The sequence below is a fragment of the Streptomyces globisporus C-1027 genome, assembly GCF_000261345.2.
Lineage (GTDB): Bacteria > Actinomycetota > Actinomycetes > Streptomycetales > Streptomycetaceae > Streptomyces > Streptomyces pakalii.
Window position 1 is genome coordinate 2,676,018 of record NZ_CP013738.1, and the last position, 24,628, is coordinate 2,700,645.

17 protein-coding genes and 2 pseudogenes are annotated in these 24,628 nt (G+C 73.8%); 12 read left to right on the forward strand and 7 right to left on the reverse strand.

Going from position 1 to position 24,628, the window contains the following annotated elements; translation table 11 throughout:
* Nucleotides 1–308: 308 nt before the first annotated feature.
* The 7 genes from WQO_RS11495 (at nucleotide 309) to WQO_RS11525 (ending at nucleotide 8,189) form a co-directional block, all read left to right on the forward strand.
* The gene (locus tag WQO_RS11495) at nucleotides 309–1,481 is read left to right on the forward strand and encodes a radical SAM protein (protein WP_010062915.1); all 1,173 of its coding nucleotides are present in this window, start codon (nucleotides 309–311) and stop codon (nucleotides 1,479–1,481) included.
* Entirely contained in the window at nucleotides 1,478–2,203 is a 726-nt protein-coding gene (locus WQO_RS11500) for an iron-containing redox enzyme family protein (RefSeq protein WP_010062914.1), read from the forward strand. Before WQO_RS11495 ends, WQO_RS11500 begins: the two co-directional genes overlap by 4 nt.
* Nucleotides 2,200–2,418, forward strand: a complete 219-nt coding sequence (locus WQO_RS11505; RefSeq protein ID WP_010062913.1) for an aroma-sacti cluster domain-containing protein — start codon at nucleotides 2,200–2,202, stop codon at nucleotides 2,416–2,418. The genes WQO_RS11500 and WQO_RS11505 overlap by 4 nt, the downstream gene beginning before the upstream one ends.
* Before the next feature lie 122 nt (nucleotides 2,419–2,540).
* Nucleotides 2,541–5,780, forward strand: a complete 3,240-nt coding sequence (locus WQO_RS11510; RefSeq protein WP_010062912.1) for an adenylate/guanylate cyclase domain-containing protein — start codon at nucleotides 2,541–2,543, stop codon at nucleotides 5,778–5,780.
* Between the two features lie 3 nt (nucleotides 5,781–5,783).
* The gene (locus WQO_RS11515) at nucleotides 5,784–6,722 is read left to right on the forward strand and encodes a S8 family peptidase (protein WP_010062911.1); all 939 of its coding nucleotides are present in this window, start codon (nucleotides 5,784–5,786) and stop codon (nucleotides 6,720–6,722) included.
* Nucleotides 6,706–7,323 (forward strand): GAF domain-containing protein, encoded by a 618-nt coding sequence (locus WQO_RS11520; RefSeq protein ID WP_010062910.1) that lies wholly within the window; start codon nucleotides 6,706–6,708, stop codon nucleotides 7,321–7,323. The genes WQO_RS11515 and WQO_RS11520 overlap by 17 nt, the downstream gene beginning before the upstream one ends.
* A gap of 77 nt (nucleotides 7,324–7,400) precedes the next feature.
* A complete protein-coding gene (locus tag WQO_RS11525) occupies nucleotides 7,401–8,189 on the forward strand; it encodes a sugar phosphate isomerase/epimerase family protein (RefSeq protein WP_010062908.1) in 789 nt (262 codons plus the stop codon).
* Nucleotides 8,190–8,223: 34 nt separating this feature from the next.
* Here WQO_RS11525 and WQO_RS36745 read toward each other — a convergent pair.
* Nucleotides 8,224–8,427, reverse strand: a pseudogene (locus WQO_RS36745) (EamA family transporter); the annotation flags it as partial.
* On the opposite strand from WQO_RS36745, the pseudogene WQO_RS11530 reads away from it, so the two are divergent.
* From WQO_RS11530 to WQO_RS11540, 3 genes and pseudogenes are all read left to right on the forward strand, one after another.
* A pseudogene (locus WQO_RS11530) lies at nucleotides 8,359–9,003 on the forward strand (LysR substrate-binding domain-containing protein); the annotation flags it as partial. The pseudogenes WQO_RS36745 and WQO_RS11530 overlap by 69 nt on opposite strands.
* A gap of 161 nt (nucleotides 9,004–9,164) precedes the next feature.
* Nucleotides 9,165–10,997 carry a glycoside hydrolase family 3 protein gene (locus tag WQO_RS11535; protein ID WP_010062904.1) on the forward strand — a complete coding sequence of 611 codons (1,833 nt, stop codon included), beginning with the start codon at nucleotides 9,165–9,167 and terminating at the stop codon, nucleotides 10,995–10,997.
* A 124-nt stretch (nucleotides 10,998–11,121) separates the two neighbouring features.
* A complete protein-coding gene (locus WQO_RS11540) occupies nucleotides 11,122–11,817 on the forward strand; it encodes a hypothetical protein (protein ID WP_193407183.1) in 696 nt (231 codons plus the stop codon).
* A gap of 103 nt (nucleotides 11,818–11,920) precedes the next feature.
* On the opposite strand, the gene WQO_RS11545 is transcribed toward WQO_RS11540, so the two are convergent.
* The 3 genes from WQO_RS11545 to WQO_RS11555 all read right to left on the reverse strand — a co-directional run bounded on the left by WQO_RS11545 (nucleotide 11,921) and on the right by WQO_RS11555 (nucleotide 17,838).
* Complete coding sequence (locus tag WQO_RS11545; RefSeq protein WP_010062902.1) at nucleotides 11,921–13,402, reverse strand: S28 family serine protease; 1,482 nt, start codon at nucleotides 13,400–13,402, stop codon at nucleotides 11,921–11,923.
* Nucleotides 13,403–13,545: 143 nt separating this feature from the next.
* Nucleotides 13,546–13,938, reverse strand: a complete 393-nt coding sequence (locus WQO_RS11550) for a hypothetical protein (RefSeq protein WP_050992351.1) — start codon at nucleotides 13,936–13,938, stop codon at nucleotides 13,546–13,548.
* A 168-nt stretch (nucleotides 13,939–14,106) separates the two neighbouring features.
* Nucleotides 14,107–17,838, reverse strand: coding sequence for an ABC transporter ATP-binding protein (locus tag WQO_RS11555; RefSeq protein ID WP_058953952.1), 3,732 nt, complete (start codon nucleotides 17,836–17,838; stop codon nucleotides 14,107–14,109).
* Between the two features lie 452 nt (nucleotides 17,839–18,290).
* Here WQO_RS11555 and WQO_RS36115 point away from each other — a divergent pair, with 452 nt between their 5' ends.
* Nucleotides 18,291–18,461 (forward strand): hypothetical protein, encoded by a 171-nt coding sequence (locus tag WQO_RS36115; protein WP_158514064.1) that lies wholly within the window; start codon nucleotides 18,291–18,293, stop codon nucleotides 18,459–18,461.
* Nucleotides 18,462–18,514: 53 nt separating this feature from the next.
* Here WQO_RS36115 and WQO_RS11560 read toward each other — a convergent pair whose 3' ends face one another.
* The 3 genes from WQO_RS11560 to WQO_RS11570 all read right to left on the reverse strand — a co-directional run bounded on the left by WQO_RS11560 (nucleotide 18,515) and on the right by WQO_RS11570 (nucleotide 22,897).
* A complete protein-coding gene (locus WQO_RS11560) occupies nucleotides 18,515–20,197 on the reverse strand; it encodes a thiamine pyrophosphate-binding protein (protein WP_058953953.1) in 1,683 nt (560 codons plus the stop codon).
* A complete protein-coding gene (speB, locus tag WQO_RS11565; protein WP_010062894.1) occupies nucleotides 20,194–21,183 on the reverse strand; it encodes an agmatinase in 990 nt (329 codons plus the stop codon). Before speB ends, WQO_RS11560 begins: the two co-directional genes overlap by 4 nt.
* A gap of 196 nt (nucleotides 21,184–21,379) precedes the next feature.
* Nucleotides 21,380–22,897: a sodium:solute symporter family protein gene (locus tag WQO_RS11570; RefSeq protein WP_010062893.1), complete on the reverse strand. Its 1,518-nt coding sequence runs from the start codon at nucleotides 22,895–22,897 to the stop codon at nucleotides 21,380–21,382.
* Nucleotides 22,898–23,001: 104 nt separating this feature from the next.
* On the opposite strand from WQO_RS11570, the gene WQO_RS11575 reads away from it, so the two are divergent.
* On the forward strand, nucleotides 23,002–24,609 hold the full coding sequence (locus WQO_RS11575; protein WP_050992346.1) for a PucR family transcriptional regulator: 1,608 nt from the start codon (nucleotides 23,002–23,004) through the stop codon (nucleotides 24,607–24,609).
* The last annotated feature ends 19 nt before the right edge of the window (nucleotides 24,610–24,628 follow it).

Sequence of the window (24,628 nt, forward strand, 5' to 3'; positions counted from 1 at the left end):
CACTCGTCACTGCGGGACCGGAACGCCCGGGGGAATTCCTCCGGTGTCCGGTGCGGCGGGCCGGTGCCTGCCGTTGCCGAGAACGTTAGGAAGCCGGGCCTGGCGATCGCTTCGCCCCCGGTATGGCAGCGGTATCGGGCCAGCTCGCGGCGGACGGAGCACCCCCGGCGGGGCCGGTCACCACCCCGGGAACCCGCTGCGACCTGGGCCCATACCGCTGCCGAAGCGCCTTCGGACCGTCCTCGAACCGCCGGCCCACAGCCTGGGTACGCGCCCGACGCGCCCCGGCCCCGAAGGAGGCGGCCCGCATGGAACTCGCCGAACTCGTCGCACGGCGGCCCTTTCCCGCCGCAGGTCTGCTGCTCGGCCTCACCCGGCGCTGCCCGCTGAGCTGCGCGCACTGCTCGACCGGGTCGGACCTCTTCACCCGCCAGGAGCCGGACGCCGGCCAACTGGAGCGCTTCGTGGGCTCGTTCACGGCGGAGAACCGGCCGGACGTGGTCATGCTCACCGGCGGGGAGCCGCTGCTCCTGCCCGCGCTCGCCGAGCGGCTGAGCGCCCTGGCGCGGAACGCCGGATCCCGTACGGCACTGCTGAGCGGCATGTTCTTCGCCCGGAGCGGGGCTCTTCCGGGCAGCCGGGGCGGGGCTTCCCGGGTCAGACGGGGCGGGGCCTTCCCGGGCAGGCGCAGCGGAGCGATTCCGCCCGCCGTCCTGCGGGCGATCCGCTCCGTCGACCACTTCTCGGCCTCGCTCGACATCCACCACGAACGCGAGGTCCCCCGGGCCGATGTGTTCCGCGCCCTGCACCTCGTCCGGGAGGAGGGGGTGGCCGTGAGCCTCCACCTCACCGGGACGGGAGCCTCGGACCCGTACCTCGCCGACCTGACGCGGGCTGTGGAGAAGGAGTTCGACGGCCAAGTGCCGTGCCTGGTCAACGAGGTGCGGCCGTTCGGCCGGGCCGCTTCCTGGGCGCGGGCGGCCCGCACCGGACCCGACCCCGCCGCGGCGTCCCCGTGCCCGATGGCCGCCTGGCCGGTGGTCGCGTTCGACGGCCGGGTGGTGGCCTGCTGCAACCAGGACACCGTGGACCGCCGGCCCGTACCGCCCCATCTGGACCTCGGCCATATCGCGGAGGACGACTGGGCGACCGTACGCCGGCGGGCGCTGGAATCCCCGGTGCTGCGCATGCTCCGCACGGTCGGGCCGACGCATCTGGCCGCCCGGTACGGTTCCGGCCCCCGGCCGGACTCCTACTGCGACGGCTGCCGGGCGCTGGGCGGCGACGAGGCGGTGGCGGCCGGGGCGCAGGCGGTGGCGGGCGGTGCGGCGGGTGCGCTGCTGGATCTGACGGCCGCGCTGCGCGGCTCGCGGGAGGGGGCGCAGGGCATCGTGCGGCGCCACGGCTGCGCGGCGTACGCGCCCTTGGTGGTGGCAGGCGGGCCGGCCCTGCCGGAGACCGACGAACGGGACGTCCGGTGAGCACCGGGGCCGCCGCCCGGCTGCGGACCAAACTCCTGCTGCTGGAGCCCGAGTTCCGGGGCGCGACCCACCACATGTGGCGCGCCGACGGGCTGTTGCCTCGCTACCGGACATATCTGTGCACCATGCACGCCGTCATCCGGGCCTCCGTCCCGCTGATGGAGCTGGCTCTCGACCGTGTCCGTGCACGGGCCGGTTCCGGTGATCCGCTCGCGACGCCGCTCGCCGCGTATCTGGCGGAGCACATCCGGGAGGAGGAGGGCCACGATGCCTGGCTGCTGGAGGACCTCCGGGCGGCCGGCGGCGCGCCCGAGGACGCGCTCGGCCCGCTGCCCCCTCCCCTGATCGCCTCGCTCGTCGGGGCCCAGTACTACTGGATCGAGCACCACCACCCGGTGGCCCTGCTCGGCTACATCGCCGTGCTGGAGGGCTATGCGCCCGCCCCCGGCCTCACCGACCGCATCGCCCGGCGCACCGGGCTGCCCGCCGCCGCCCTGCGGACCGTACGGGAGCACTCGGTGCTCGACACGGAGCATCTGGACGAGCTGTACGGGCTGCTGGACCGGCTGCCGCTCGGCCGGGACCGGGAAGCGGCCGTGGCCGTCAGTGCCCTGCACTCCCTCGACGCGCTCACCCGGCTGTTCGTCCGGCTCGGGCGCTCCGCGCCGGCGCCGTCGCCGCGGGGAGCCGGACCTGTCTCACCGATGGGAGTCACACCATGACCGGACCACCCGAGAACGGCGAACGCCCGCCGCTGCCCGACGCGTTGTACGAGGCGGGCTTCCCCGTCGACCTGCTCACCGAGGAGCAGCGCGAGGTGCTGAGCGGGCTGACTCCCGAGGAGCTGGCGCTCCTGCTCGATGTGAAGAGCCGGCTGGACGCCGTGGGGCCGGAGGTCCAGGCGCACGGCGAGATCGCCGGGGGCGCGCTGTTCTGACCCCGGCCCGACCCGGTTCCGGCCGGTCGGCGGTACGGGCCCGGCGCCGCGATCACCGCCGCCGGGCCCCGTACCCGCCCGACATCCCGGAGAGCCCGACATCCCGGAGAGAAGGACCCCTGATGAACTGCCTCTCGTGCCAGCAGGACCTGCCGCCGACGGCCCGGTTCTGCTCGTCCTGCGGGACGCCGTGCGCGACCGCCGGGACCGCCGCGACCGCCCCTGCCGTCGCGGTCATCGGGGCCGGACCGGCCGCCGCTCCCCCGCCCGGTGACGAACGCAAGCCGGTGACCGTGCTGTTCTGCGATCTCGTCGGGTCCACCGCCCTGTCCGGCGTGCTCGACCCGGAGACGCTGCGCTCGGTGACCCTGCGGTACTTCGAGGCGATGAGCGCGGAGATCGTTGCGCGGGGCGGCACCCCGGAGAAGTTCATCGGGGACGCGGTGATGGCGGTGTTCGGCGTCCCGGTGGTCCGGGACGACGACGCCCGTCGAGCCCTGGCGGCGGCGCTCGGGATGCGCCGGGCGCTGGCCCGGCTGAACGAGGAGCTGACCGCCACCCTCGGCATCGAGCTGGCCATCCGGATCGGAGTCAACACCGGTCAGGTGGTGGCGGGTTCGGACCGGACCGCCCGGCAGGCGCTGGTCTCCGGGGAGACCGTGAACATCGCGGCCCGGCTGGAGCAGAACGCGGGCCGGGGCGAGATCCTGATCGGCCCCGGGACGCTGCTCGCCGCCGGTCCGACGGTGACCGCCGAGCCCACCGGGCCACTGCGGCTGAAGGGCAAGCGGGACAGCGTCGAGGCCCACCGGCTGCTCGCGCTGGGCGCGGACGACCCCGAGCTGCTGCGCCGTTTCGACGTCCCCTTCGTCGGGCGGGACGCCGAGCGGCGGGCGCTGGACACCGCGCTGGAGCGGGCGGTGCGCGAGGGCGCGGCCGGGCTGCTGCGGGTCACCGGGGAGGCGGGGATCGGGAAGACCCGGCTGGTACGGGAGTGGCTGGCGGGGCGTTCGGCGTCCGGCGGGCTTGCGTACGGGGCGGGGCGGTGCCGCAGTTACGGGGACCACGGCACCCTGGCGCCGCTGGCCGACGCGGTGCGTTCCCTGCTGGCCGCGACGGACCCTGCGGAAGGCGCGCAGGAGGCTGCCGACGGACTGGCGGTCGACGACGCGATGGCGCTGCTGTCCGGGGGTCTGCTGAGCGACGGTGCGCCGAATGCGCCATTCGAGGACATGTGCGCGGCCCTGACGACGGTCCTGGAACGGGTGGCCCGCGTCCGCCCGGCCGTCCTGGTGCTGGACGACTGGCACGCGGCGGCCCCGCTGCTGGTCCGCACGGCGCACCGGCTGACGGACGGTTCGGGGTGCGCGGGTGTGCTGGTGCTCTGCGCCGGGCGGCCGGACGGTCCTGGCGAGGACGGCGAACCGCCGGCCGGTGCGGGGCCGTTGCTCCAGCTGACGGGGTTGCCGTACGAGGAGGCGGCCCGGCTCGCCGCCGTTCTCGCCGGGCCGGGCGGCGGGCCCTGCGACGACGCCCGGCCCGCCGGGGACACGCCACCCGGCAACGATCTGCTCCTGGCGCGGGCCGGGGGCAACCCGCTCTACCTGGAACAGCTCCTGGTCGGTGACCGGACGGACGCCGGGAGCGGGGCGGCCGACGAGGAGTTGCCGCCCACGCTCCAGGCCCTGCTGGGCGCACGGATCGGTGCGCTCGCCCGGGCGGAGCGCGATGTGGTGGACCTGGCCGCCGTGATCGGCCGGGAGTTCACCGCACCGGAACTGGTCCGGCTCCAGCTGTCCGTACGGGCCGCGGAGGGCCACGGGACCGCAGCGCAACGGCGTTTCGTGGACGGGGCGTTGGAGGCACTGGCCCGCCGCCGGCTGGTCGAGTCGGGTGCCCCCGGAGACCGGGCGGCCGAGGCGGCGTACCGGTTCAGCAGCGGACTCGTGCACGAGGTCGCGTACGCCTCGCTGTCCAAGCGGGCCAAGGCCGAACGGCACGCCTGGGCCGCCGAGTTGCCCAGCGTGCTGCGCGGCGGCGACGGTGCGGTCGGGGGCCATCTGGAGCGGGCCTACCGCTACCGCGCCGAGCTGGGCCTGCTGGACGACCGGGCCCGGCGGCTGCGCGACCGGGCCGCCGCCGCGCTGGGCCGGGCCGGGGCGCAGGCCGCCGCCCGGTCCGACCTGCACTGGGCGCACGGCCTGCTGGAGCGGGCGGTGGACCTGCGACCCGGTGACCCGGCGGCGACCCGGCGGCTCGGCGAGGTGCGGGTGGCGCTCGGCCGCACCGCGGAGGGTGCCGAACTGCTGCTTCAGGTAAGGGAGATGGCGGCCGATCCGGTGGAGGCCGCGCACGCCCGCCTGGCGCTCGCGGTGCTGGACCCGGGCGGCCCCGGACCCGGCCCCGCCGCCGTGGCCCGTACCGTGCTCCCGGTGTTCGAGGCGGCCGGGGACTCGGTCGGCCGGGCGCGGGCCCATCTGCGGCTCGCCCAGCAGTTCCAGCGGTCCGGGCGGCACGAGGAGGCGGAGCGTGACCAGGCGCGGGCCCTGGAGCACGCGGTGCTGGCCGGTGCGGAGCCGGAACGGGCCGGGGCGCTCGGCGCGATCGGCATCTCCCTGTGGCGCGGGCCGGTCCCGGTGCCCGCCGCGGTGATCCGCTGCCGGACCCTGCTGGCGGCGCACGGCGCGGGCCGCCCCACGGTCCGGGTCACGCTCAACTGCCCCTTGGCGGTGCTGTACGCGCTCCAGGACGCGGCCGAGGACGCGCACGGCTGCCTGGCCGAGGCGGAGCGGCTGGCCGGGAAGCTCGGGTTCGCCGAGGCGGAGGTCTTCCTGCCGATGTTCCGGGCGACGGTGGAGGCGCTGTCCGGCCGGAGCGCCGCCGCGCTGGACCTGCTCGGCCGGGCGGACGCGGCGGCCCGGCGCACCGGGGCGGCCGGGATGCGGACGGCGGTGGCACTGGACGCGGCCCGCCTGGAGCTGGACGAGGGCCGGGAGGACCGGGCGGCCGGGCACCTGGCGGGCATCGGCGACGCGTCGGGGCTGAGCCGGGCGGACGCGGTGGATCTGGCGGGGCTGCGGGCCCGGCTGACGGCACGGGACCGGCCCGAGGAGGCGGCCGTGCTCGCGGCGCGGGCGGTGCGGGCGTCACTGCTCACCGATTCCCCGCTGGTGCAGGCGACGGCCGAACTGGACCGGGCGCACACGCTCGCCGCTCTGGGCCGGCTTCCGGAGGCAGCAGCAGCGGCCGGGGCGGCCGCGGTGCACTTCACCGGCAAGGGGCATCTGCCGGGGTTCCGCCGGGTCTCCGGGTTCCTCGCGCGCCCGCCCCTGCCGGTGGCCACGACGAGGGAGAGGAGCTGACCGATGACGACCACGGAACCGGCACAGGCACCGGCGGAACCGGCACGGACCGGGGTGCGTACGGGCCCGGGGCAGGGTCTGACCTGGAGTCTGCGCGGGCGCGGCCCCGACGACGTACCGGTGCTGGCGGACGCCGGGCCGCCGCTGGGCCGCCCGGCCGGGCCCGCCACCGGGCGCGGTGTCCGCGTGTGCGTCGTGGACTCGGGTGTGGAGCGCGACCATCCGCTGGTCGGCCCGCTGGCCGGCTCCTGGGTGGTCGTCAAGGACGGGGAGAGCGGCCGGATCACCGTCGAGCCGACCACGACCGGAGACACCTGCGGCCACGGCACCGCGTGCGCGGGCATCATCCGCCGGACCGCCCCGGAGTGCGAGATCCACAGTGTGCGGGTGCTCGGCGAGCGGTTCTCCGGCACCGGCGACATCCTGATGGCCGGGCTGCGCTGGGCGGTGGAGCAGCGGTTCGACGTGGTCAACCTCAGCCTGTCGACGACCCGCACCCGGTTCGCGCAGGAGCTGCACAGCCTGGCGGACAGCGCCTACTTCGCCCGTACGGTGATCGTGGCCTCGGCGCACAACACCCCGGTGGAGAGCTTCCCCTGGCGGTTCGCCTCCGTGATCTCGGTGGGCAGCCACCAGGAGGACGATCCCGAACTGCACCTGTACAACCCCGACCCTCCGGTGGAGTTCTTCGGGCCGGGCCAGAACGTGACGGTGCCCTGGCTGGGCGGCCGGACGATCCGCACCACGGGGAACAGCTTCGCCACGCCGTACGTCGCCGGGCTCTGCGCCCGCGTCCTGTCCGCGCATCCGCGGATGACGGCCTTCCAGCTCAAGAACGCCCTCTATCTCTCCGCGGCCAACGTGCGCCACGCGCCGCGTCCTTCTTCCCCTCCCGCTTCCTCCACTCCGGCAGGAGATACCCGTGATGACTCCGAGAACTGATTCCGCCGCCGCCTTCTCCTCCACCGCCACGGTCGCCGACGCGCCGCGCAGCGAGCTGCTCCAGTCGGTCGTCGATGTGGCCCGTGCCATCTTCGGGGCCGAGGCCAGTTCGGTGTTCCTGCTCGACGAGGAGGCGGACGAGCTGGTCTTCCAGGCCGTGTCCGGGCAGGGCGAGGAGTTCCTCGTGGGCCGCCGGTTCCCGGCCGGGCGCGGGATCGCCGGGTGGGTGGCGACCTCCGGGGAGCCGATGGTGGTCGACGACCTGAGCGCCGATCCGTCCTTCGACCGCTCGCTGGCGGAGTCGACCGCGTACGTCCCGAACGCCCTGATGGCGGCCCCGCTCATCAGCGACGCCCGGGTCCTGGGCGTCCTGGAGGTGCTGGACCCCTCCCCGCAGGCCCGGTCGGGGGTACGGGAGCTGGACCTGCTCGCGATGTTCGCCCGGCAGGCTGCCGCAGCCCTGCGGGTGATCACCCCGGAGCGGGTGCGGGAGGCCGAGGAGCGTACGGTCCTGGCCGGGCACACGCTGGCGGGCGCGCAGCGTGAGGACGCGCTGCGACTGCTGGGTAGCCTGGAGCGACTGCTGCGGGGCGCCGGCTGAGGCGGCCGACACCCGGGAGTAGCCACCGGCCCGGCGGGCAGGAGCGGGGCGTCAGCACCAAGGGAAGGACACGCACGATGAAGCTCGCTTTCTCCACCCTCGGGGTGCCGGGGACGCCGGTCGCCGAGGTCGTCCGGCTCGCCGCCGGCAACGGCTACCAGGGCGTGGAGCTGCGCGTCCACCCCGAGGAGCCCGTGCACCTGGGGCTCTCGTCGCTGGAACGGGCCGACGTGGTCGAGGCGTTCAAGGCGGGCGGGGTGGAGATCCTGACCCTCGCCGGGTACGTCCAGGTGGCCGCGGAAGGGGACGACGAGCCGGTCCTCGCGGAGCTGTCCGAGCTGGTGAAGCTCGCCCGGGACCTGGGCGCGTCCTACGTCCGGGTCTTCCCCGGCGGCGGCGACCAGGAGCAGGCGGAGGCCGACGCGGCGGCCGCCCGGCGGCTCGGCGCGGCGGCCCCGGCAGCGGCCGACATGGGCGTGACCATCCTGCTGGAGACCCATGACTCGCACCGTGCGGGCCTCGACGTCGCCCGGGTCGTCGCGACGGTCGGGCACCCCCGGGTCGGGGCGATCTGGGACGTGCTGCACACCTGGCTGGCCGGTGAGGAGCCGGCGGCCAGTCATGCGGTGCTCGCCCCGCACCTGGGCTACGTCCAGGTGAAGGACGTCGCTTCCGCCGAGGACCTCACTCCGCTGCCGCTGGGCTCCGGGGTGCTGCCGCTCGCGGAGTGCCTGGACGGGGCAGGTCCGGACACGTGGGTGTGCTGGGAGTACGAGAAGCGCTGGCACCCGGGGGCGGCGGAGCTGCCGGGTCTGCTGGCCGCCGGACGCGAGCACCTGCTGCGGCTCGGGGCCCCGAAGCAGTAGCGGAGCCGGCGACCGCCACAGCGGCACCGGCCGTCGCGGCACCGGCCCCGGCCTCCGGCCCCGGACGGGGCGCCGTGGTCCGCAGCCCGACGCCCGAGGTCAGCGCCACCCCGCCCCCCAGCGGCTCCGCCGCACACCAGCGCGGCGGGCTCACGTCCTCGCCGGGCGCGAGCGCCGCCGAGGGCATCCCGAAGACCGGGACGAGCAGGGTGAAGGGCGCCACGGACGAGGCGGGGTACGGGCCGAGCTGGACCGGGAGCATCCGGCGCTGGACGTCCGGCTGGACGAGGTGGATCCGCACCTGTCGGTGGACCTCGCGGCGAAGGGGGTCGTCGATCCGGCCGTGGCGCACGACGGGGACATCGCCCCGCTGCCCGCCCCGGAGGGCCTGGCCCAGCCGGTGATCGGGCTCGACCGGTGCGATCTGCTGGTCCCCGAGGGGCATGCGCTGGCCGGGCGGGACGGGGTGCGGCGCGAGGAGCTGGCGCGCGAGCGGTGGATCTGCCCGCCGGGGACGGTGTGCCACGACTGGCTGGTGCGGACGCTGCGCACGGCGGGGCACGAGCCCGGCATCCGGCAGCGGGCGGAGGAGAACCACACCCAACTGGCCCTGGTGGCCGCCGGTCTGGGAATCGCGATGATGCCCCGGCTGGGGCGGGGGCCGCTCCCGGACGGGGTGGTGGCGGTGCGTCTGGACCCGGTGCCGGAGCGGCGGCTGTACGTGCTGTGGTGTACGGAGGCGGCGCGGCGTCCGGCGATCACGGCGGCGGTGGACGCGCTGCGGGACCACGGTGCGGCGGCCGGGCTGGCGTGAGGCGGGTCCGGCCGCCGCCTTCCCGTAACCCACCCTTCCCACCCGTCCCACTCTTCTGGCGGCACGTCACTCCCGGCCCCGGCACGGCCTCTTGACCGGAAGTTATTTTCCCTATAAGCGTACTTCCTTGGAAGTTTCTTTCACCCCGGGAAGGAGCTCACGTGCCCCACCGCACCTCAAGACGCACCCTCCTCACCGCCACAGCGGCCGTCACCGCCGCCGCGGCGACCGGCGCCCTCACCCCGCCCGCCGTCGCCTCCGCGCACTCCACGAACGCCTCCACCGACCGCCGGCTGCGGCGGATCATCGCCGGGATGAGCCTGGAGGAGAAGGTCGGCCAGCTCTTCGTGATGCGGGTCTACGGGCACTCCGCCACCGACCCGGACCAGGCCGACATCGACGCGAACCTCAAGGAGATCGGGGTCCGTACCGGCGCCGAGCTGATCTCCACGTACCACGTCGGCGGCATCATCTACTTCACCTGGGCGCGCAACACCCGCGACCCGCACCAGATCGCCGATCTCTCCAACGGACTCCAGCGCGCCGCGCTCGCCGAGCGCCACCGGGTCCCGCTGCTCGTCTCCACCGACCAGGAGCACGGCATCGTCTGCCGGGTCGGCGAACCCGCCACGCTGCTGCCGGGCGCGATGGCCCTCGGCGCGGGCGGCTCGCGCTCCGACACCCGGCGGGCTGCCTGGATCGCGGGTGCGGAGCTGGCCGCGCTCGGCATCAACCAGAACTACGCGCCGGACGCCGACGTCAACGTCAACCCGGCCAACCCCGTCATCGGCGTACGGTCCTTCGGCTCCGACCCCGACGCGGTGGCCGACCTGGTCGCGGCGCAGGTGAAGGGCTACCAGGGCGCGGGCGTCGCGTCGACCGCCAAACACTTCCCCGGCCACGGCGACACGAACACCGACAGCCACACCGGGCTGCCCGTCATCAACCACACCCGGGCCCAGTGGGAGGAGCTGGACGCCCCGCCGTTCCGCGCCGCGATCCGGGCCCGGATCGACTCGATCATGACCGCGCACATCGTGGTCCCGGCCCTCGATGCGTCCGAGGACCCGGCCACGCTCTCCCGGCCGATCCTCACCGGCATCCTCCGCGAGGAGCTGGGCTACGACGGGGTGGTGGTCACCGACTCGCTCGGCATGGAGGGGGTGCGCACGAAGTACGGCGACGACCGCGTTCCGGTCCTCGCGCTGCTGGCGGGCGTGGACCAGCTGCTGAACCCGCCGAACCTCTCCGTCGCCTGGAACGCCGTACTGGAGGCGGTCCGCGGCGGCGAGATCAGCGAGGAGCGGATCGAGGAGTCGATCCTGCGCATCCTGCGGCTGAAGAGCGGACTCGGACTGTTCCGGGACCCGTTCGTGAGCCACCGGGGCGTCGAGCGCACGGTCGGCAGCCGCGCGCACCGGGCCGCCGCCGACCGGATCGCCGAGCGCACGACGACCCTGCTCGCCGACCCGGGATCGCTGCTGCCGCTCTCCCGGCGCAGCCACCGCAACCTGCTGGTGGTGGGGGCCGATCCGGCCTCCCCCTCCGGGACGACGGGCCCACCGACCGGCACCCTGGCCCACGCCTTCGGTGAACTGGGCTTCAGCGCACGGGCGTTGTCGACCGGTACGGCCCCGAACCAGGCGAAGATCGACGAGGCGGTCGCCGCCGCCGAGGGCAAGGACGCGGTGGTCGTCGCGACGTACAACGTCACGGCGAGCAGCTCGCAGCGCACGCTGGTGACCGCGCTCGTGGCGACCGGCGTCCCCGTCGTCACCGTCGCGATCCGCAACCCGTACGACGTCGCCCACCTCACCGGGACCGGCGTCGCGGCGAGCCTCGCCGCGTACTCCTGGACCGACGTCGAACTGCGCGCCGCGGCCCGGGTGATCGCGGGCCGCGCCGAGCCGGAGGGCACCCTGCCGGTTCCGGTGCAGCACGCGGACGACCCGACGCAGGTGCTGTACCCGGTGGGCCACGGGCTGTCGTACTAGCCCTACGGCGACCGGACGGCACCGGCCTCCGGTGATCGACGCAAAGCGCCCCCGCATCTGGCGTGGCCCCGCTCCGGCGGGCCACGCCAGGTGTACGTCTTTGAGGACGTGTTGGGGGGTTTTCATGGATGAGCGCATGTCCTCGGGGGCCCGGAGCCGACGGCCCGCCCCGTTACCGGCCCGCGTGGTCCTGGCGGCCCGCGTGCTCCTGGCGGCCCGCGTGCTCCTGGCCGTGGCCGCCTTCGTGGTCGCGCTCCTGCTGACGACGGCCTGCGAGGCCCCGGGCGGAACGGCCACCGACGACCGGGGGCCCGTCCCCGCCCCACCCGCCCCGTCCCCGTACGGCGTGGTGTTCCTCGGCCCCGGGGACTGCAGTTCGCGGGGCCCGGTGATCCGGGAGGTGTTCTGCCGCAGCGAGAAGGCGGCGGCCACCGTCCTCGCCCGGCACCTCGGCACCCCGTCGTCGGGCCCGCCCTGCCCGGACGCCACCGACTTCGTCCTGCATGTCTCCGAGACGGGCACCGGGGCCCGTTCCCGGCTCACGACCGGTTACGCCTGCATGCGGAACCTGGAGCCCCCGCACCCGGGCGACCCGGGACAGGGCGGCGGACCGCTGACCGTCGTCGGCGACTGCGTCACCGCATCCCGCGCGGGCGAGGTCACGGAGACCGCCTGCGCGGACGCGGGCGGCCGTGCCCCGCGCTACCGGGTGGAGTCGGCGGTGCGGCGGCGGGCCCAATGCCCGGACGACACGGACCTGTTCGTCTCCCTGCGCGGGGAGAAGCCGGTGGGCTGCGCCCGCCGGTCCACCGGATGGTGACGGTGACCGACGGGCGCGGCCCGGGAGGATCGGCTGCGAGTGGCTACGAGCGGCTACGGGCGGCTACGGGCGGCTACGGGCGGCTACGGGCGGCTACGGGCGGCTACGGGCGCAGCGTGGCCTCGTCGCGCTCGACCTCGCCGTTGCGCTGGTCCAGCCTGGTGTCGAACTTCGCCAGCGGCTTCGCCTTCGCCGGGTCGTTCTCGACGGCCGCCGGGGCGACGCCCGCCCAGCGCAGGATGTCGGCGGTGGCCTTGGCCCGCTGGGCCTCGGGGAGACCGGAGACCCGGGCGCCGTGGTTGCCGCCGGGAACGGTGTACACGGCGCTGTCCTTCGCGCCGCGGCCGAGGCGGAACGGCTCCGCGCTCCACGGGTCGTTCTCGCCGTTGACGTACATCATCCGCCGGGCGTTGTGCTTGACCCAGCTGTCGATGTCCCGCATGGCGCCCCGGTCGAACTTCATCGGGATGGAGCGGGGCACGAAGTTGCGCGGGGGCTGGTAGCCGTAGCGGCTCAGGTTGCCGAGCCAGGGCTGCTTGATGTCGGGCGATCCGAGCTGGGTGCCCGCCTGGTAGTAGTACGGGGTGTACGTCTCCAGGCCCTGGTCGGCGTAGGCGGAGAAGCCGGAGATGGAGTCGACGGTGCTCCAGATGTCGTCGTCCGTGGCCTTCTTCGCGTCGGCCGGGATGTCCACGCAGTCGGCGAGCAGGCTGTACTGCCAGAACGCCCACCCGTAGTCCATGACCGTGGCCTCGTAGGCGCGGTCCATGGAGCCGATGGTGTTGAAGGTCCAGCCGTTGGCGGCGGCCTGCTCCTTGTACTTCTTCTGGAGCGGGGCCCGCCGGATCAGCGCCTCGCGCTGGACGCCGGCCAGCTTGTCGCGGCACTCCTTGGTGCCGACGTTGCGGAAGAACCGGTCGTACGCCGAGTCCTCGTCGTTGTTGACGTCGTTGGGCGCGACGTAGGCGACGACGCCGTCCATGTCCTTCGGGTAGAAGCGCTCGAAGTACGTGGCGGTCATACCGCCCTTGGACCCGCCGGTGGCCAGCCACTTCTTGCCGTAGATCTTCTTCAGCGCCGTGAACACCCGGTGCTGGTCACTGGCGGCCTGCCAGATGTCCAGCTTCGACCAGTCGGCCGGGGCGGGGCGCGACGGGGTGAAGAAGCGGTACTCCAGGGAGACCTGGTTGCCGTCGATGATCTGCGTCGGCTCGCTGCGGCTGGGGTTGGTCGAGACGTTGTAGCCGCTGGTGGAGAAGACCGTCGGGCGGGAGACGTCCTTGTGCAGCACGGTGATGCGCTGCTGGAACGTGCCCTTGGACGGGCGCCGGTGGTCGACCGGCTGGGTGTAGTTGAGGACGAAGTAGCGGTAGCCCGCGTACGGCTTCTCCTCGATCAGGCTCATGCCCGGGATCGCCAGGATGCGGTCCTTGATGTCCTCGGCGCTCGCTTCGCCGCCGAGGGCGGTTCCGCTGCTCTTCGCGGCCGGTTCCGCGGCGGTGGCCGCACCGGCCGAGGCCCCCGTGGCTCCGACCGTGCCTATGAGCACGGCGAGCGAGAGAACCCCTGTGAGTGACTTGCGCATGCACGCTCCCCTTGGTTCACAACAGTCGCCGTGAACTTATCGGGGGTAACACACGCCACGCCAGACCCGGTTGTCCGTGTCAGCACAGAATGTCAGCGCAGATGTCCGCACCCGGTGTCAGCACCGGATGTCAGCAACCGGTGTCAGCAGAGGATCCATCCGGTGGAGACGGACTTCTTGCCGATCCCGCCGGTGGCCCGCACGCAGCGGTTCAGCGCGTTGACCGTGACCGGGCCCGCCATCTTCGTGTACGAGCCCTTGTCGGAGACCGCGCGACCGCCGCGCGCCTGGAGCGTGACGCTCATCGTCCGCCGCTTGCCGGGCTTCTTGGCGACGGTCACCGCGCAGGCATGAGCGCGGGTCTTGTAGACGCGCAGCTCTCCCGTGGAGAACTCGACCGTCTTCGCCGGGCGGCCGGAGCAGCCGGAGGCGGCCTGGGCGGTGCCGGGGGCGGCGAGGACGGGGACGAGCCCGCCCAGCAGGGGCAGGACGAGGAGGCCGACGAGCGGCAGCCGTCTCCGCCGCACCGGATTCACCGCTCCGGCCGGCTCCGCAGCCCCGTCCGGACCCACCGGCCCCGCAGTCCTGTCGAACACGTTCGCCCCCACCTGACATCTGTACGCCCATGCGTCCCTGGCTACGACGCAGCAGGCGCGCGAGAGGTTGCACGGCACCGGGCCGCCCGGCCCCGCCCCGGCTGGCTCTCAGACGGCCGCGGGCTCGTCCTCCCCTATGCCCTCCCCAATGAAGGTGCGCCACAGCCGGGCGTACTGCCCGTCCAGGGCGAGCAGCTCGTCGTGCGTGCCGTCCTCGGCGACGCGTCCGTGGTCCATCACCACGACCCGGTCAGCGCGGGCGGCCGTCGTCAGCCGGTGGGCGACCACCAGGGTGGTCCGGCGGCCGGTGAGCCGGTCGGTCGCCTGGTTGACGAGGGCCTCGGTGGCGAGGTCGAGGGCGGCGGTGGCCTCGTCCAGGAGCAGGACGTCCGGGTCGACCAGTTCGGCGCGGGCGAGCGCGATGAGCTGGCGCTGTCCGGCGGAGAGGTTGCGGCCGCGCTCGGCGACCTCGTGGAGGTAGCCGTCCTCCAGCGTGGCGATCATCTCGTGCGCGCCGACCGCGCGGGCGGCGGCCTCGACCTCGGCGTCGGTGGCGTCGGGCAGCCCGTAGGCGATGGCGTCGCGGACCGTCCCGGCGAAGAGGTACGCCTCCTGCGGGACGACGCCGAGGCGGTGCCGGTAGGCGGTCATGTCGAGCTTGCGGAGGTCGGTGCCGTCGGCGGTGACCCGGCCGCCGGTGGGGTCGTAGAACCGGGCGACCAGCTTGACCAGGGTCGACTTCCCGGCCCCCGTCTCCCCGACGAAGGCGACGGTCTGCCCGGCCGGGATGTGCAGGTCGATCCCGGTGAGGGCCTCCTCCTCGTCCCCGTACGCGAAGGAGACGTCCTCGAACGCGATCTCACCGCGCAGCGAGAGCACGTCGAGCGGCTCGTCCGGGTCGGCGGTCGAGGTGGGCTCGCGCAGCAGCTCCTGGATGCGGCCGAGGGAGACGGTGGCCTGCTGGTAGCCGTCGAAGACCTGGGAGAGCTGCTGGACGGGGGCGAAGAACAGGTCGATGTAGAGGAGGTAGGCGACCAGCGCGCCGACGGTCAGCGTGCCGTTGTCGATCCGGCCCGCGCCCACGATCATCACCGCGGCGGCGGCGACGGAGGCCAGCAGCTGGACGAACGGGAAGTAGACGGAGATCAGCCACTGGCCGCGTACCCGGGCCTGGCGGTAGCTGTCGCTGCGCTCGGTGTAGCGGGCGGCCCCGTCGTGCTCGCGGCCGAAGGCCTGGACGATACGGAGACCGGCGACGGACTCCTGGAGGTCGGCGTTGACGGAGCTGATGCGGGTCCGGGCCAGCTCGTACGCCTTGACGCTGCTGCGCCGGAAGAAGAAGGTGCCGATGATCAGCACGGGCAGGGTGGCGAAGACGACCAGGGCGAGCTGGATGTCCAGGACGAGCAGCGCGACCATGATCCCGAAGAAGGTGACCACGGAGACGAACGCGGTGACCAGACCGGTCTGGAGGAACGTGGAGAGCGCGTCCACGTCCGTCGTCATCCGGGTCATGATCCGGCCGGTCAGCTCGCGCTCGTAGTAGTCGAGGCCGAGGCGCTGGAGCTGGGCGAAGATCTTCAGGCGGAGCGAGTAGAGGATCCGTTCACCGGTCCGGCCGGTCATCCGGATCTCGCCGGTCTGGGCCACCCACTGCACGAGTACGACGACCAGGGCGATCGCGGAGGCGGCCCACACCGCGCCGATCGAGATCTGGCTGACGCCCTCGTCGATGCCGTGCCGGATCAGGACCGGCAGCAGCAGGCCCATCCCGGCATCGACGGCGACGAGCCCGAGGCTGATGAGCAGGGCCGCGCCGAAACCGCGCAGCAGCCGGCGCAGCCCGTACGAATCCTCCGGGCGCACGGCGCTGGCCTCGTCGACCTCGGGAAGGTCCGTGGCGGGCGGCAGCGCCTCGACCTGGGCGAGGAGTTCGGGGGTGGCGGGCATCCCGGCGACGGTGGTGTCCCGCTCCTCCTCCCGGCGGATCCACAGCTCGGGGGTGATGCCGCGCTCCGCGTCGAACTCGGCGTCCAGCTCCTCCTGGAGGGCGCGGTCGTCCTCGGGGCCGGCCTCGGTGCGCGACGGCCGGTGGCCGGGCGAGGGGGCGCCCAGCTCGTCGGGGTCGGTGAGGAGGCGGCGGTAGAGGGCGGAGGTGCGCTCCAGCTCCTCGTGGGTGCCGATCGCGGCGAGCTTCCCGCCGTCGAGGACGGCGATGCGGTCGGCGAGCTGGAGGGTGGAGCGGCGGTGGGCGATGAGGAGGGTGGTCCGCCCCGCCATCACCTGCTTGAGCGCCTCGTGGATCTCGTGCTCGACGCGGGCGTCGACGGCGGAGGTCGCGTCGTCGAGGAGGAGGAGCCGGGGGTCGGTGAGGATGGCGCGGGCGAGGGCGACGCGCTGGCGCTGGCCGCCGGAGAGGGTGAGCCCGTGCTCGCCGACGGTGGTGTCGTACCCGTGGGGCAGTTCGGAGATGAACCCGTGGGCCTGGGCGGCGCGGGCGGCCGTCTCGATCTGCTCCTGGGTGGCGTCGGGGAGGCCGTAGGCGATGTTGGCGCGGACGGTGTCGGAGAACAGGAAGCTGTCCTCGGGGACGAGCCCGATGGCGGCGCGCAGGGAGGACTGGGTCAGCTCGCGGACGTCGTGGCCGCCGATGAGGACGGCGCCGTGGGAGACGTCGTAGAAGCGGGGCAGCAGGAGCGAGACGGTGGACTTGCCGCTGCCGGAGGCGCCGACGACGGCGACGGTCTCGCCGGGTTCGACGGTGAGCGAGAACCCGTCGAGGACCGGACGCTCCTCGTCGTAGCCGAACCGTACGTCGTCGAACTCGATCCCGGCCGGGGCGTCGGCCGGCAGCTCCTTCGTACCGTCCTGCATCGACGGCTCGGTGTCGATCAGCTCCAGAACGCGTTCGACACCGGCGCGGGCCTGCTGCCCCACGGTGAGGACCATGGCGAGCATCCGGACCGGCCCGACGAGCTGGGCGAGGTACGTGGAGAAGGCGACGAACGTGCCGAGGGTGATCTCGCCCCGGGTGGCCAGCCAGCCGCCGAGGGCGAGCATGGCGACCTGGCCGAGGGCGGGCACGGCCTGGAGGGCGGGGGTGTAGCGGGAGTTCAGCCGGATGGTGCGCAGCCGCCCGGCGAAGAGCCGCCTGCTGACCTCGCGGAGCTTCCCGGTCTCCTGGTCCTCCTGCCCGAACCCCTTGACGACCCGGACCCCGGAGACGGCCCCGTCGACGACTCCGGCGACGGCGGCGGCCTGGCTCTGGGCGTACCAGGTGGCGGGGAACAGCCGGGTCTTGGAACGGCGGGCGATGAACCAGAGCGCGGGGGCGACGGCGAGGGCGACGAGGGTGAGCGGGAGGGAGAGCCACGCCATGATCACCAGGGAGATGAGGAAGAGCAGCACGTTCCCGATGGTCATCGGGAGCATGAACAGCAGCCCCTGGATCAGCTGGAGGTCGCTGGTGGCCCGGCCGACGACCTGCCCGGTGGACAGCTCGTCCTGACGTTTCCCGTCGAGCCGGGTGATCGTCGCGTACATGTCCGTACGCAGATCGTGCTGGACGTCCAGGGCGAGCCGGCCGCCGTAGTAGCGGCGGATGTAGGTGGCGATGTAGACGAGGACGGCCGCGCCGATGAGCAGCCCGGTCCAGACGGCGAGGGAGCGGGTGTGGTCGGTGACCACGTCGTCGATGATCACCTTGGTGATCAGCGGCACGAGGGCCATGACGGCCATGCCGGCGAGCGACGAGCCGAGGGCGAGCACGACGTTCCGCCGGTACCGCCACGCGTACCCGGTCAGCCGCCGGCCCCACCCCTGTTGCTCTACGCCCGTCACGCGTTGCCTCCCCGCCCTGTTCGACCCGGTCCCGTTCGATCTTCCGGAGGCACCAACGCGGTGGAGGGCGGATTTCATCCCGCCGCAACGATCGGAGCGGCGAATCGGGCCGATAGGCGGGGGTGGGATGGGACCAAGGGCGTAGGACCCGTCCGGCCGGGTTCGTGGGGCCGCTGCCGTGGGCCCGGGGTCGGCCGGTGCCGCGCGGACAGCCCGGATGCGGCGCGGGTAGTGATGGGCATCGCGACCGACCGGGGAGGAAACCCATGGCCAACGCTCTGCCGACCGACGCCTACCGCTGCGGACAGCTGTACGCCGTGATCACGGCGTAGGAGAAGCTGGCCTCGCCGAACGGCAGGTCGGCCCTGGACCAGCCCGGCGCACGGGCCAAGGCGGCGAAGCGCCCGTACGACCACCTGCACAAGCCGCTGAACCGGGCGGTCGAGTTCCTCATGGCGGCGCGGGCCAGGCGCAGGGGGACGGAGGCCGAGGTGCTGTTCCTGGCGATACCGGCACTGCTGCCGCAGACGCTGAACCTGCCGCGTGCGTTCAGCGACACGCAGCAGGAGCAGTTCGGGGACGGTTTCCACGCCTGGAGCGCGACGGCGGCGGGCAAGGCGTAGCGGGTGGACGGCGCACCCGGGGTGCGCCGTCCACATCCGGCGGACATCGCCGGCTACAGATGCGTCGGCTCGAACATCCGCAGCAGGGCCGGAAGCACGACGACCGACGGCCCCGGGGCCGCCAGAGCCTTCGACAGGTCGGCGGCGAGCGACTCCGGGCTGGTCCGGACGGCGGGTACGCCGAAGGACTCGGCGAGGGCGACGAAGTCCGGGCGGGCCAGCTCGGTGCCGGTGGTCTCGCCGAAGGCTCCCGTCATGTACTCGCGGAGGATGCCGTAGCCGCCGTCGTCGACGATCAGCCAGGTCAGCGGCAGATCGTACTGGCGGGCGGTGGCCAGCTCCGCGATGGAGTACATGGCGCCGCCGTCGCCGGAGACCGCGAGCACGGGCTTGGTCGGGTCGGCGGCGGCGGCCCCGATGGCGGCCGGGAAGCCGTAGCCGAGGCCGCCCGCGCCCTGGGCGGAGTGCATGGTGTTGGGGCGGCGGGCGTCGAACGCGGACCAGGCCCAGTACGCCAGGATCGTCATGTCCCAGAAGCTGGGCGCGGCGTCGGGCAGCGCCTCGCGGACGGCGGCGAGGACCTGCTGCTCCAGGGTGAGGTCCTGGGCCTCGATCCGGACCCGTACCTTCTCCAGCACCGTGCGTACGCGCTCGGCGGCACCCGCGTCCTCGCGGCGCTCGACGGCCTCCAGCAGGTCGGCCAGCGCCTCGCGGGCGTCGGAGTGGATGCCGAGGGCGGGGTGGTTGGACTCCAGCTTCCCGGCGTCCGCCTCGATCTGGATCACCCGGCCGCGCGGGCGGAAGGTGTGGTAGTTCGAGGAGAGTTCGCCGAGGCCCGAGCCGACGACGAGCAGGACGTCCGCGTCCTCCAGGAAGTCGGTGGTGTGCCGGTCCTCCAGCCAGGAGCGCAGCGACAGCGGGTGCTCCCAGGGGAACGCGCCCTTGCCGCCGAAGGTGGTGACGACCGGCGCGTCGAGCTTCTCGGCCAGCGCGCGCAGCTTGCCGGAGGCGTCGGAGCGTACGACTCCGCCGCCCGCGATGATCACGGGCCGCTCGGCCTTCGACAGCAGATGCGCGGCGGCGATGGTCAGCTCGGGCCGCGGGTAGAGCTCGCGCGGGGTGGCGTCCATGGCGCTGACGACGGGCAGGGTCGTCTCGGCCAGCAGCACGTCCTGCGGGATCTCCACCCAGACCGGCCCGTGCGGGGCGGTCAGCGCGGACTCCCAGGCGGCGGCGATCGCGGACGGGATCTGCGACGCGGTCCGCACGGTGTGCACGGACTTCACGATGTCCCGGACGGAGGCCTGCTGGTCGCGCAGTTCATGGAGATAGCCGTGCCGCCCGCCGCCGAGCCCCGCCGTCGGGATCTGGCTGGAGATGGCGAGGACGGGGGCGGAGGCGGCGGCCGCCTCCTGGAGCGCGGCGAGCGAGGTGAGCGCGCCGGGCCCGGTGGAGAGCAGCAGCGGGGCCACCTCCCCCGTGATCCGGCCGTACGCGTCGGCGGCGAACCCCGCGTTGTTCTCGACGCGGAGCCCGACATACCGGAGCGAGGAGCGGCGCAGCGCGTCGAACATGCCGAGCGCGTGCTGACCGGGCAGGCCGAAGACGGTGGTCGCGCCGAGCCCCTGGAGGGTTTCGACGACGAGGTCACCGCCGTTGCGGCCGGGGGGCGGATTCAGTACGGCGGCGGCCTGGGCGGCGGTGAGCTGCGGCCGGTCGTCGTGGTCGTGGCTCACTTGGCGTCCTCGGCTTCCTTTGCTTCCTTCTCCGCCGCGATCTGCCGGGACATGATCGTGGTCAGCTCGTACGCGGCGTGGGAGGCGGCCACGGAGGTGATCTCGGCGTGGTCGTACGCGGGGGCGACCTCGACGAGGTCGGCGGAGACCAGGTGGCAGGAGGAGAGCCCGCGCAGGATCTCCAGCAGCTCGCGGGAGGTCAGGCCGCCGGCCTCGGGGGTGCCGGTGCCGGGGGCGTGCGCGGGGTCCAGGACGTCGATGTCGATGGAGATGTACAGCGGCCGGTCGCCGATGCGCTGACGGAGCTGGTCGGCGATCTCGTCGACGCCGCGCCGCATGACGTCGGCGGAGGTGACGATGCCGAAGCCCATCTTCTCGTCGTCGGTCAGGTCCTGCTTGCCGTAGAGCGGGCCGCGGGTGCCGACGTGGGAGAGGGCGGAGGTGTCGAGGATGCCCTCCTCGACGGCCCTCCGGAACGGGGTGCCGTGGGTGTACTCGGCGCCGAAGTAGGTGTCCCAGGTGTCCAGGTGCGCGTCGAAGTGGAGCAGGGCGACGGGCCCGTGCTTCTTGGCGACGGAGCGCAGGAGGGGCAGGGCGATGGTGTGGTCGCCGCCGAGGGTCATCAGGCGTGCGCCGGTGCCCAGCAGGTCGTCGGCCGCGCCCTCGATGGTCTCGACGGCCTCGTTGATGTTGAACGGGTTCGCCGCGATGTCGCCGGCGTCGGCGACCTGGGCGAGCGCGAAGGGGGAGGCGTCCTGGGCCGGGTTGTACGGGCGCAGCAGCCGGGAGGCCTCACGGATGGCGTTGCCGCCGAAGCGGGCGCCGGGCCGGTAGGAGACCCCGGTGTCGAAGGGCACGCCGACGACGGCGACGTCGGTACGCCCGACCTCGTCGAGCCGGGGCAGCCGGGCGAACGTCGCGGGCCCGGCGTAGCGCGGGACACGGGAGGAGTCGATGGGGCCGCGCGGCGCGTCGGTGCTGCTCATGGGGGGTGTGCCTTTCCTTCGGTTTCGTACGGTGTCAAGTGTGCGGGGTGCGGTGGGGTGCCGTGGTCGTCCGGCGGCCGCTTCGCCCTCAATCGCCGGGCGGGCTGATTCGCTCGGCCCGCCCCGGCCAGATCAAGCCCATCCGGCCACAACCAGCCCGTCCGGCGATTGAGGACATCTTCGAGCTCAGCCGAACTCAGCCGGTCCGGCGATTGAGGACATCGGTGGGCTCGGCCGGATCCGGCGCAAGGGTTCCGTCCTCAAACGCCGGACGGGCTGGGTTGCCCGCCAACCGCTCGCGCCACGCGGCCAGCACAGCCGCATCCGTCGGCGGCGTGGCCAGCGACACGACCACGTACACGGCCAGCGACGCCAGCAGCCCGTAGTAGATCGGCTGATTGGCGAGGATCCCGTAGTGCCACATCAGCCCGACCACCGCGACACCCCCCACGGCCACCGCCGACAGCGCCCCGGCCGCCGTGCCGCGCCGCCACAGCAGCCCGCCGATGATCGGCACGAGCAGCCCGCCGACCAGCAGGTTGTAGGCCACGGTCAGCGCTTCCACCACGTCATTCAGCGCGATGGCGATCAGAATGACGGCGATGCCCATGATGAGGATGAACGCCCGGTTCCCCTTGACCTCGTCATGCGGCTCGTCGCCGGCGCCACCCCCGCCGCGCCCGACGACCCCCCGCAACCGCGACCAGATGTCGTTGTTGGCGACCGTGGCGCAGGCGATCAGCGCACCGGAGGACGTCGACATCACGGCGGCCAGCGCGGCGGCGAGCACGAGCCCGCGCACGCCCACCGGCAGCTCGTCCTTGACGATCGTCGCGAAGGCGGAGTCGGCACTGGCCAGGTCCGGGTACATGACCTTGGCGGCGGTGCCGATGACGGCCCCGGCGATGGCGTAGACGAGACAGTACGTACCGGCGACCGTCCCGCCCCACCGCGCCGTCGTGTCGCTGCGCGCGGTGAAGACCCGCTGCCAGATGTCCTGACCGATGAGCATGCCGAAGGTGTAGATCAGGACATACGTGAAGATCGTCTCGCCGCCGATGCCGAGCGGGTCGAAGTACTCGGTCGGCAGCTGGGCCTTCATCTCGCTGAAGCCGCCCGCCTTGACGACGGCGATGGGCAGCAGGAGCAGCAGCAGTCCGATGGTCTTGACGACGAACTGGACCATGTCGGTGAGAGTGATCGACCACATGCCGCCGAGCGTCGAGTACGCGACGACGATGGTGCCGCCGAGGATGATGGCGACGGTGCGGTTCACGTCGAAGAGGACGTCGAAGATGGTGGCGTACGCGATGGTCGAGGTGACCGCGAGCATCAGCGTGTACGCCCACATGACGACGCCGGAGATGATCCCGGCCCGCCCGCCGTAGCGGAGGTCGAGCATCTCGGAGACGGTGTAGACCTTCAGCCGGGCGATCCGCGCGGAGAAGAAGACGGAGAGCGCGAGGAGCCCGAGGCCGATGGTGAAGACCATCCACGCCCCGGAGAGCCCGTACTGGTAGCCGAGGCCGACGCCGCCGATGGTGGAGGCGCCGCCGAGGACGATGGCGGCCATGGTGCCGGAGTACATGGCGGGCCCGAGGCGGCGTCCGGCGACCAGGAACTCGCTCTTGGACTTGGCGCGGCGCATGCCCCACCAGCCCATGGCGAGCATGCCGGCCAGGTAGACGACGATCACGGCGTAGTCGACAGCCATGGGCTTCCCTCCGTCTCGCGCAAACAGATGTACGTGCGAGGAAGACGGTAGGTGGCCGAAAGCCGACGCTGAAGTGTACGTTTCCTCCACTCTCACCGAGCTGAATGGATGAACCGTCCATGCCGACCCCTCCTGCGAGCACCACACACCCGCCGCCCCTGTCCTCGCCCCCCGGCCCACCGACCCCGCCCATCCCTCTGGCGGAGCTGCTGGCGAGCAAGGACCTGGGCCTGCGCCGGATCGCGGGCCCGGCCGAGGCCGAGCTGCTCTGGGTGCACACCTCGGAGATGGCGGACCCGTATCCGTACCTCCTCGGCGGCGAGCTGCTGCTGAGCGCCGGGGTGCTGCTGACGGACCCGGACCACTACGTCGGCCGGCTGGTGGAGGCGGGGGCGGCGGCGCTGGGATTCGGAGTGCGCCCGGTGCACGAGACGGTGCCCGGGGCGCTGATCGAGGCGTGCGACCGGCAGGGCCTGCCGCTGCTGGAGGTGCCGCCGGAGACCCCGTTCACGGCGATCGCGCGGGCGGTGTGGCGGCTGATGGCCGAGGCGCGCCACCGTGAGCTGCGCCGGGTGACCCGCGCCCAGCAGGCCCTGGCGACGGCGGCGGCCCGCCCCGACCCCGTACCGGCTGTCCTGCACCAGCTGGCGACGCAGCTCGGCGGCCGGGCGGTACTGCTGACGGCACGGGGCGAGGAGGTCCACGCGGCGGGCCGCCGCCTGCCCCCGGAGCCGGCGGGAGCCCTGACCCGCCTGGCCCGCGTGGTGGCCCGGGAACGCCCCGGTTCCCCCGCGTCGGCCACGGACACCCACGGCGACACGCATCTGTCGGCGTACGCGCTGGGCGGCGGCGACGGCCTGGTCCTGGCGCTGGCGGCCGGGCGGCGGGAGTCCGGCGACCACACGGTGGCGGGCATCGCCGTGGTCCTCCTCTCCCTCCTGGCCGCCCCGCACCAGGGCGCGGACGCGGCGGGCCGTTCGGCGGCCCTGGTCCGCATGCTCCTGGGCGCCGCCCCCGCCGAGGTGGCCCCGCTCCTCGGCGCCACCGGCCCCTGGTCGGTGATCCACGCCCGCCGCACGGACGGCACCCCGGCGGACGGCTTGACGGCCGGGGCCCTGGGCGCGTCGCTGGGCACGGCCCTGGTGGACGCGGGCCGCGGGGGCGGCGAGGCGGTACGGCTGCTGCTGCCGCTCCCGGGCGCGGCGGAGGGCGGGGCGGCACGGCCGCTGCCGGAGGCTGAGGCTGAGGCGGACAGGATCGCCCCGCAGCCCGGCTGGACGCTCGGCGCGTCCGCCCCCACGCCCATCACCGCGCTCGACGCCGCCGACTCCCTGGCCGCCCGCGCCCTGGCCCACGCACAGGCGACCCGCGCCCCGCTGACGGTGGACGCCCCCGTGAGCGGGCTGGCCGCCCTGGTCCCGCCCGAACAGGCGGCCGCCCACGCCCGCGCCCTCCTCGCCCCGCTCACCGCGCCGCTGGCCGACACCCTGCGCTGCTGGCTCTCCCTGCACGGCAGCTGGGACCGTACGGCGGTGGCGCTCGGCGTCCACCGCAACACGGTGCGCCAACGCATCGGGCGGTGCGGGGAGTTGCTGGACGCGGACCTGGACGACATGGACGTACGGGCGGAGCTGTGGTTCGCGCTGCGGCAGGGGCGAGGAGGGCGCGGGGTCACCGATGAGTTTCGACGCCCACCCCTGTCCTACGGATGAACACCGGGACGAGCCACGC

Bases quoted from the DNA above. Each gene is read 5' to 3' on its own strand.
- WQO_RS11570 (WP_010062893.1), bottom strand. From the start codon at position 22,897: ATGGCTGTCGACTACGCCGTGATCGTCGTCTACCTGGCCGGCATGCTC.
- WQO_RS11520 (WP_010062910.1), top strand. From the start codon at position 6,706: ATGACTCCGAGAACTGATTCCGCCGCCGCCTTCTCCTCCACCGCCACG.
- WQO_RS11545 (WP_010062902.1), bottom strand. From the start codon at position 13,402: ATGCGCAAGTCACTCACAGGGGTTCTCTCGCTCGCCGTGCTCATAGGC.
- WQO_RS11495 (WP_010062915.1), top strand. From the start codon at position 309: ATGGAACTCGCCGAACTCGTCGCACGGCGGCCCTTTCCCGCCGCAGGT.
- WQO_RS11575 (WP_050992346.1), top strand. From the start codon at position 23,002: ATGGATGAACCGTCCATGCCGACCCCTCCTGCGAGCACCACACACCCG.
- WQO_RS36115 (WP_158514064.1), top strand. From the start codon at position 18,291: ATGGCGGCGCGGGCCAGGCGCAGGGGGACGGAGGCCGAGGTGCTGTTC.
- WQO_RS11505 (WP_010062913.1), top strand. From the start codon at position 2,200: ATGACCGGACCACCCGAGAACGGCGAACGCCCGCCGCTGCCCGACGCG.
- WQO_RS11525 (WP_010062908.1), top strand. From the start codon at position 7,401: ATGAAGCTCGCTTTCTCCACCCTCGGGGTGCCGGGGACGCCGGTCGCC.
- speB (WP_010062894.1), bottom strand. From the start codon at position 21,183: ATGAGCAGCACCGACGCGCCGCGCGGCCCCATCGACTCCTCCCGTGTC.
- WQO_RS11515 (WP_010062911.1), top strand. From the start codon at position 5,784: ATGACGACCACGGAACCGGCACAGGCACCGGCGGAACCGGCACGGACC.
- WQO_RS11510 (WP_010062912.1), top strand. From the start codon at position 2,541: ATGAACTGCCTCTCGTGCCAGCAGGACCTGCCGCCGACGGCCCGGTTC.
- WQO_RS11540 (WP_193407183.1), top strand. From the start codon at position 11,122: ATGGATGAGCGCATGTCCTCGGGGGCCCGGAGCCGACGGCCCGCCCCG.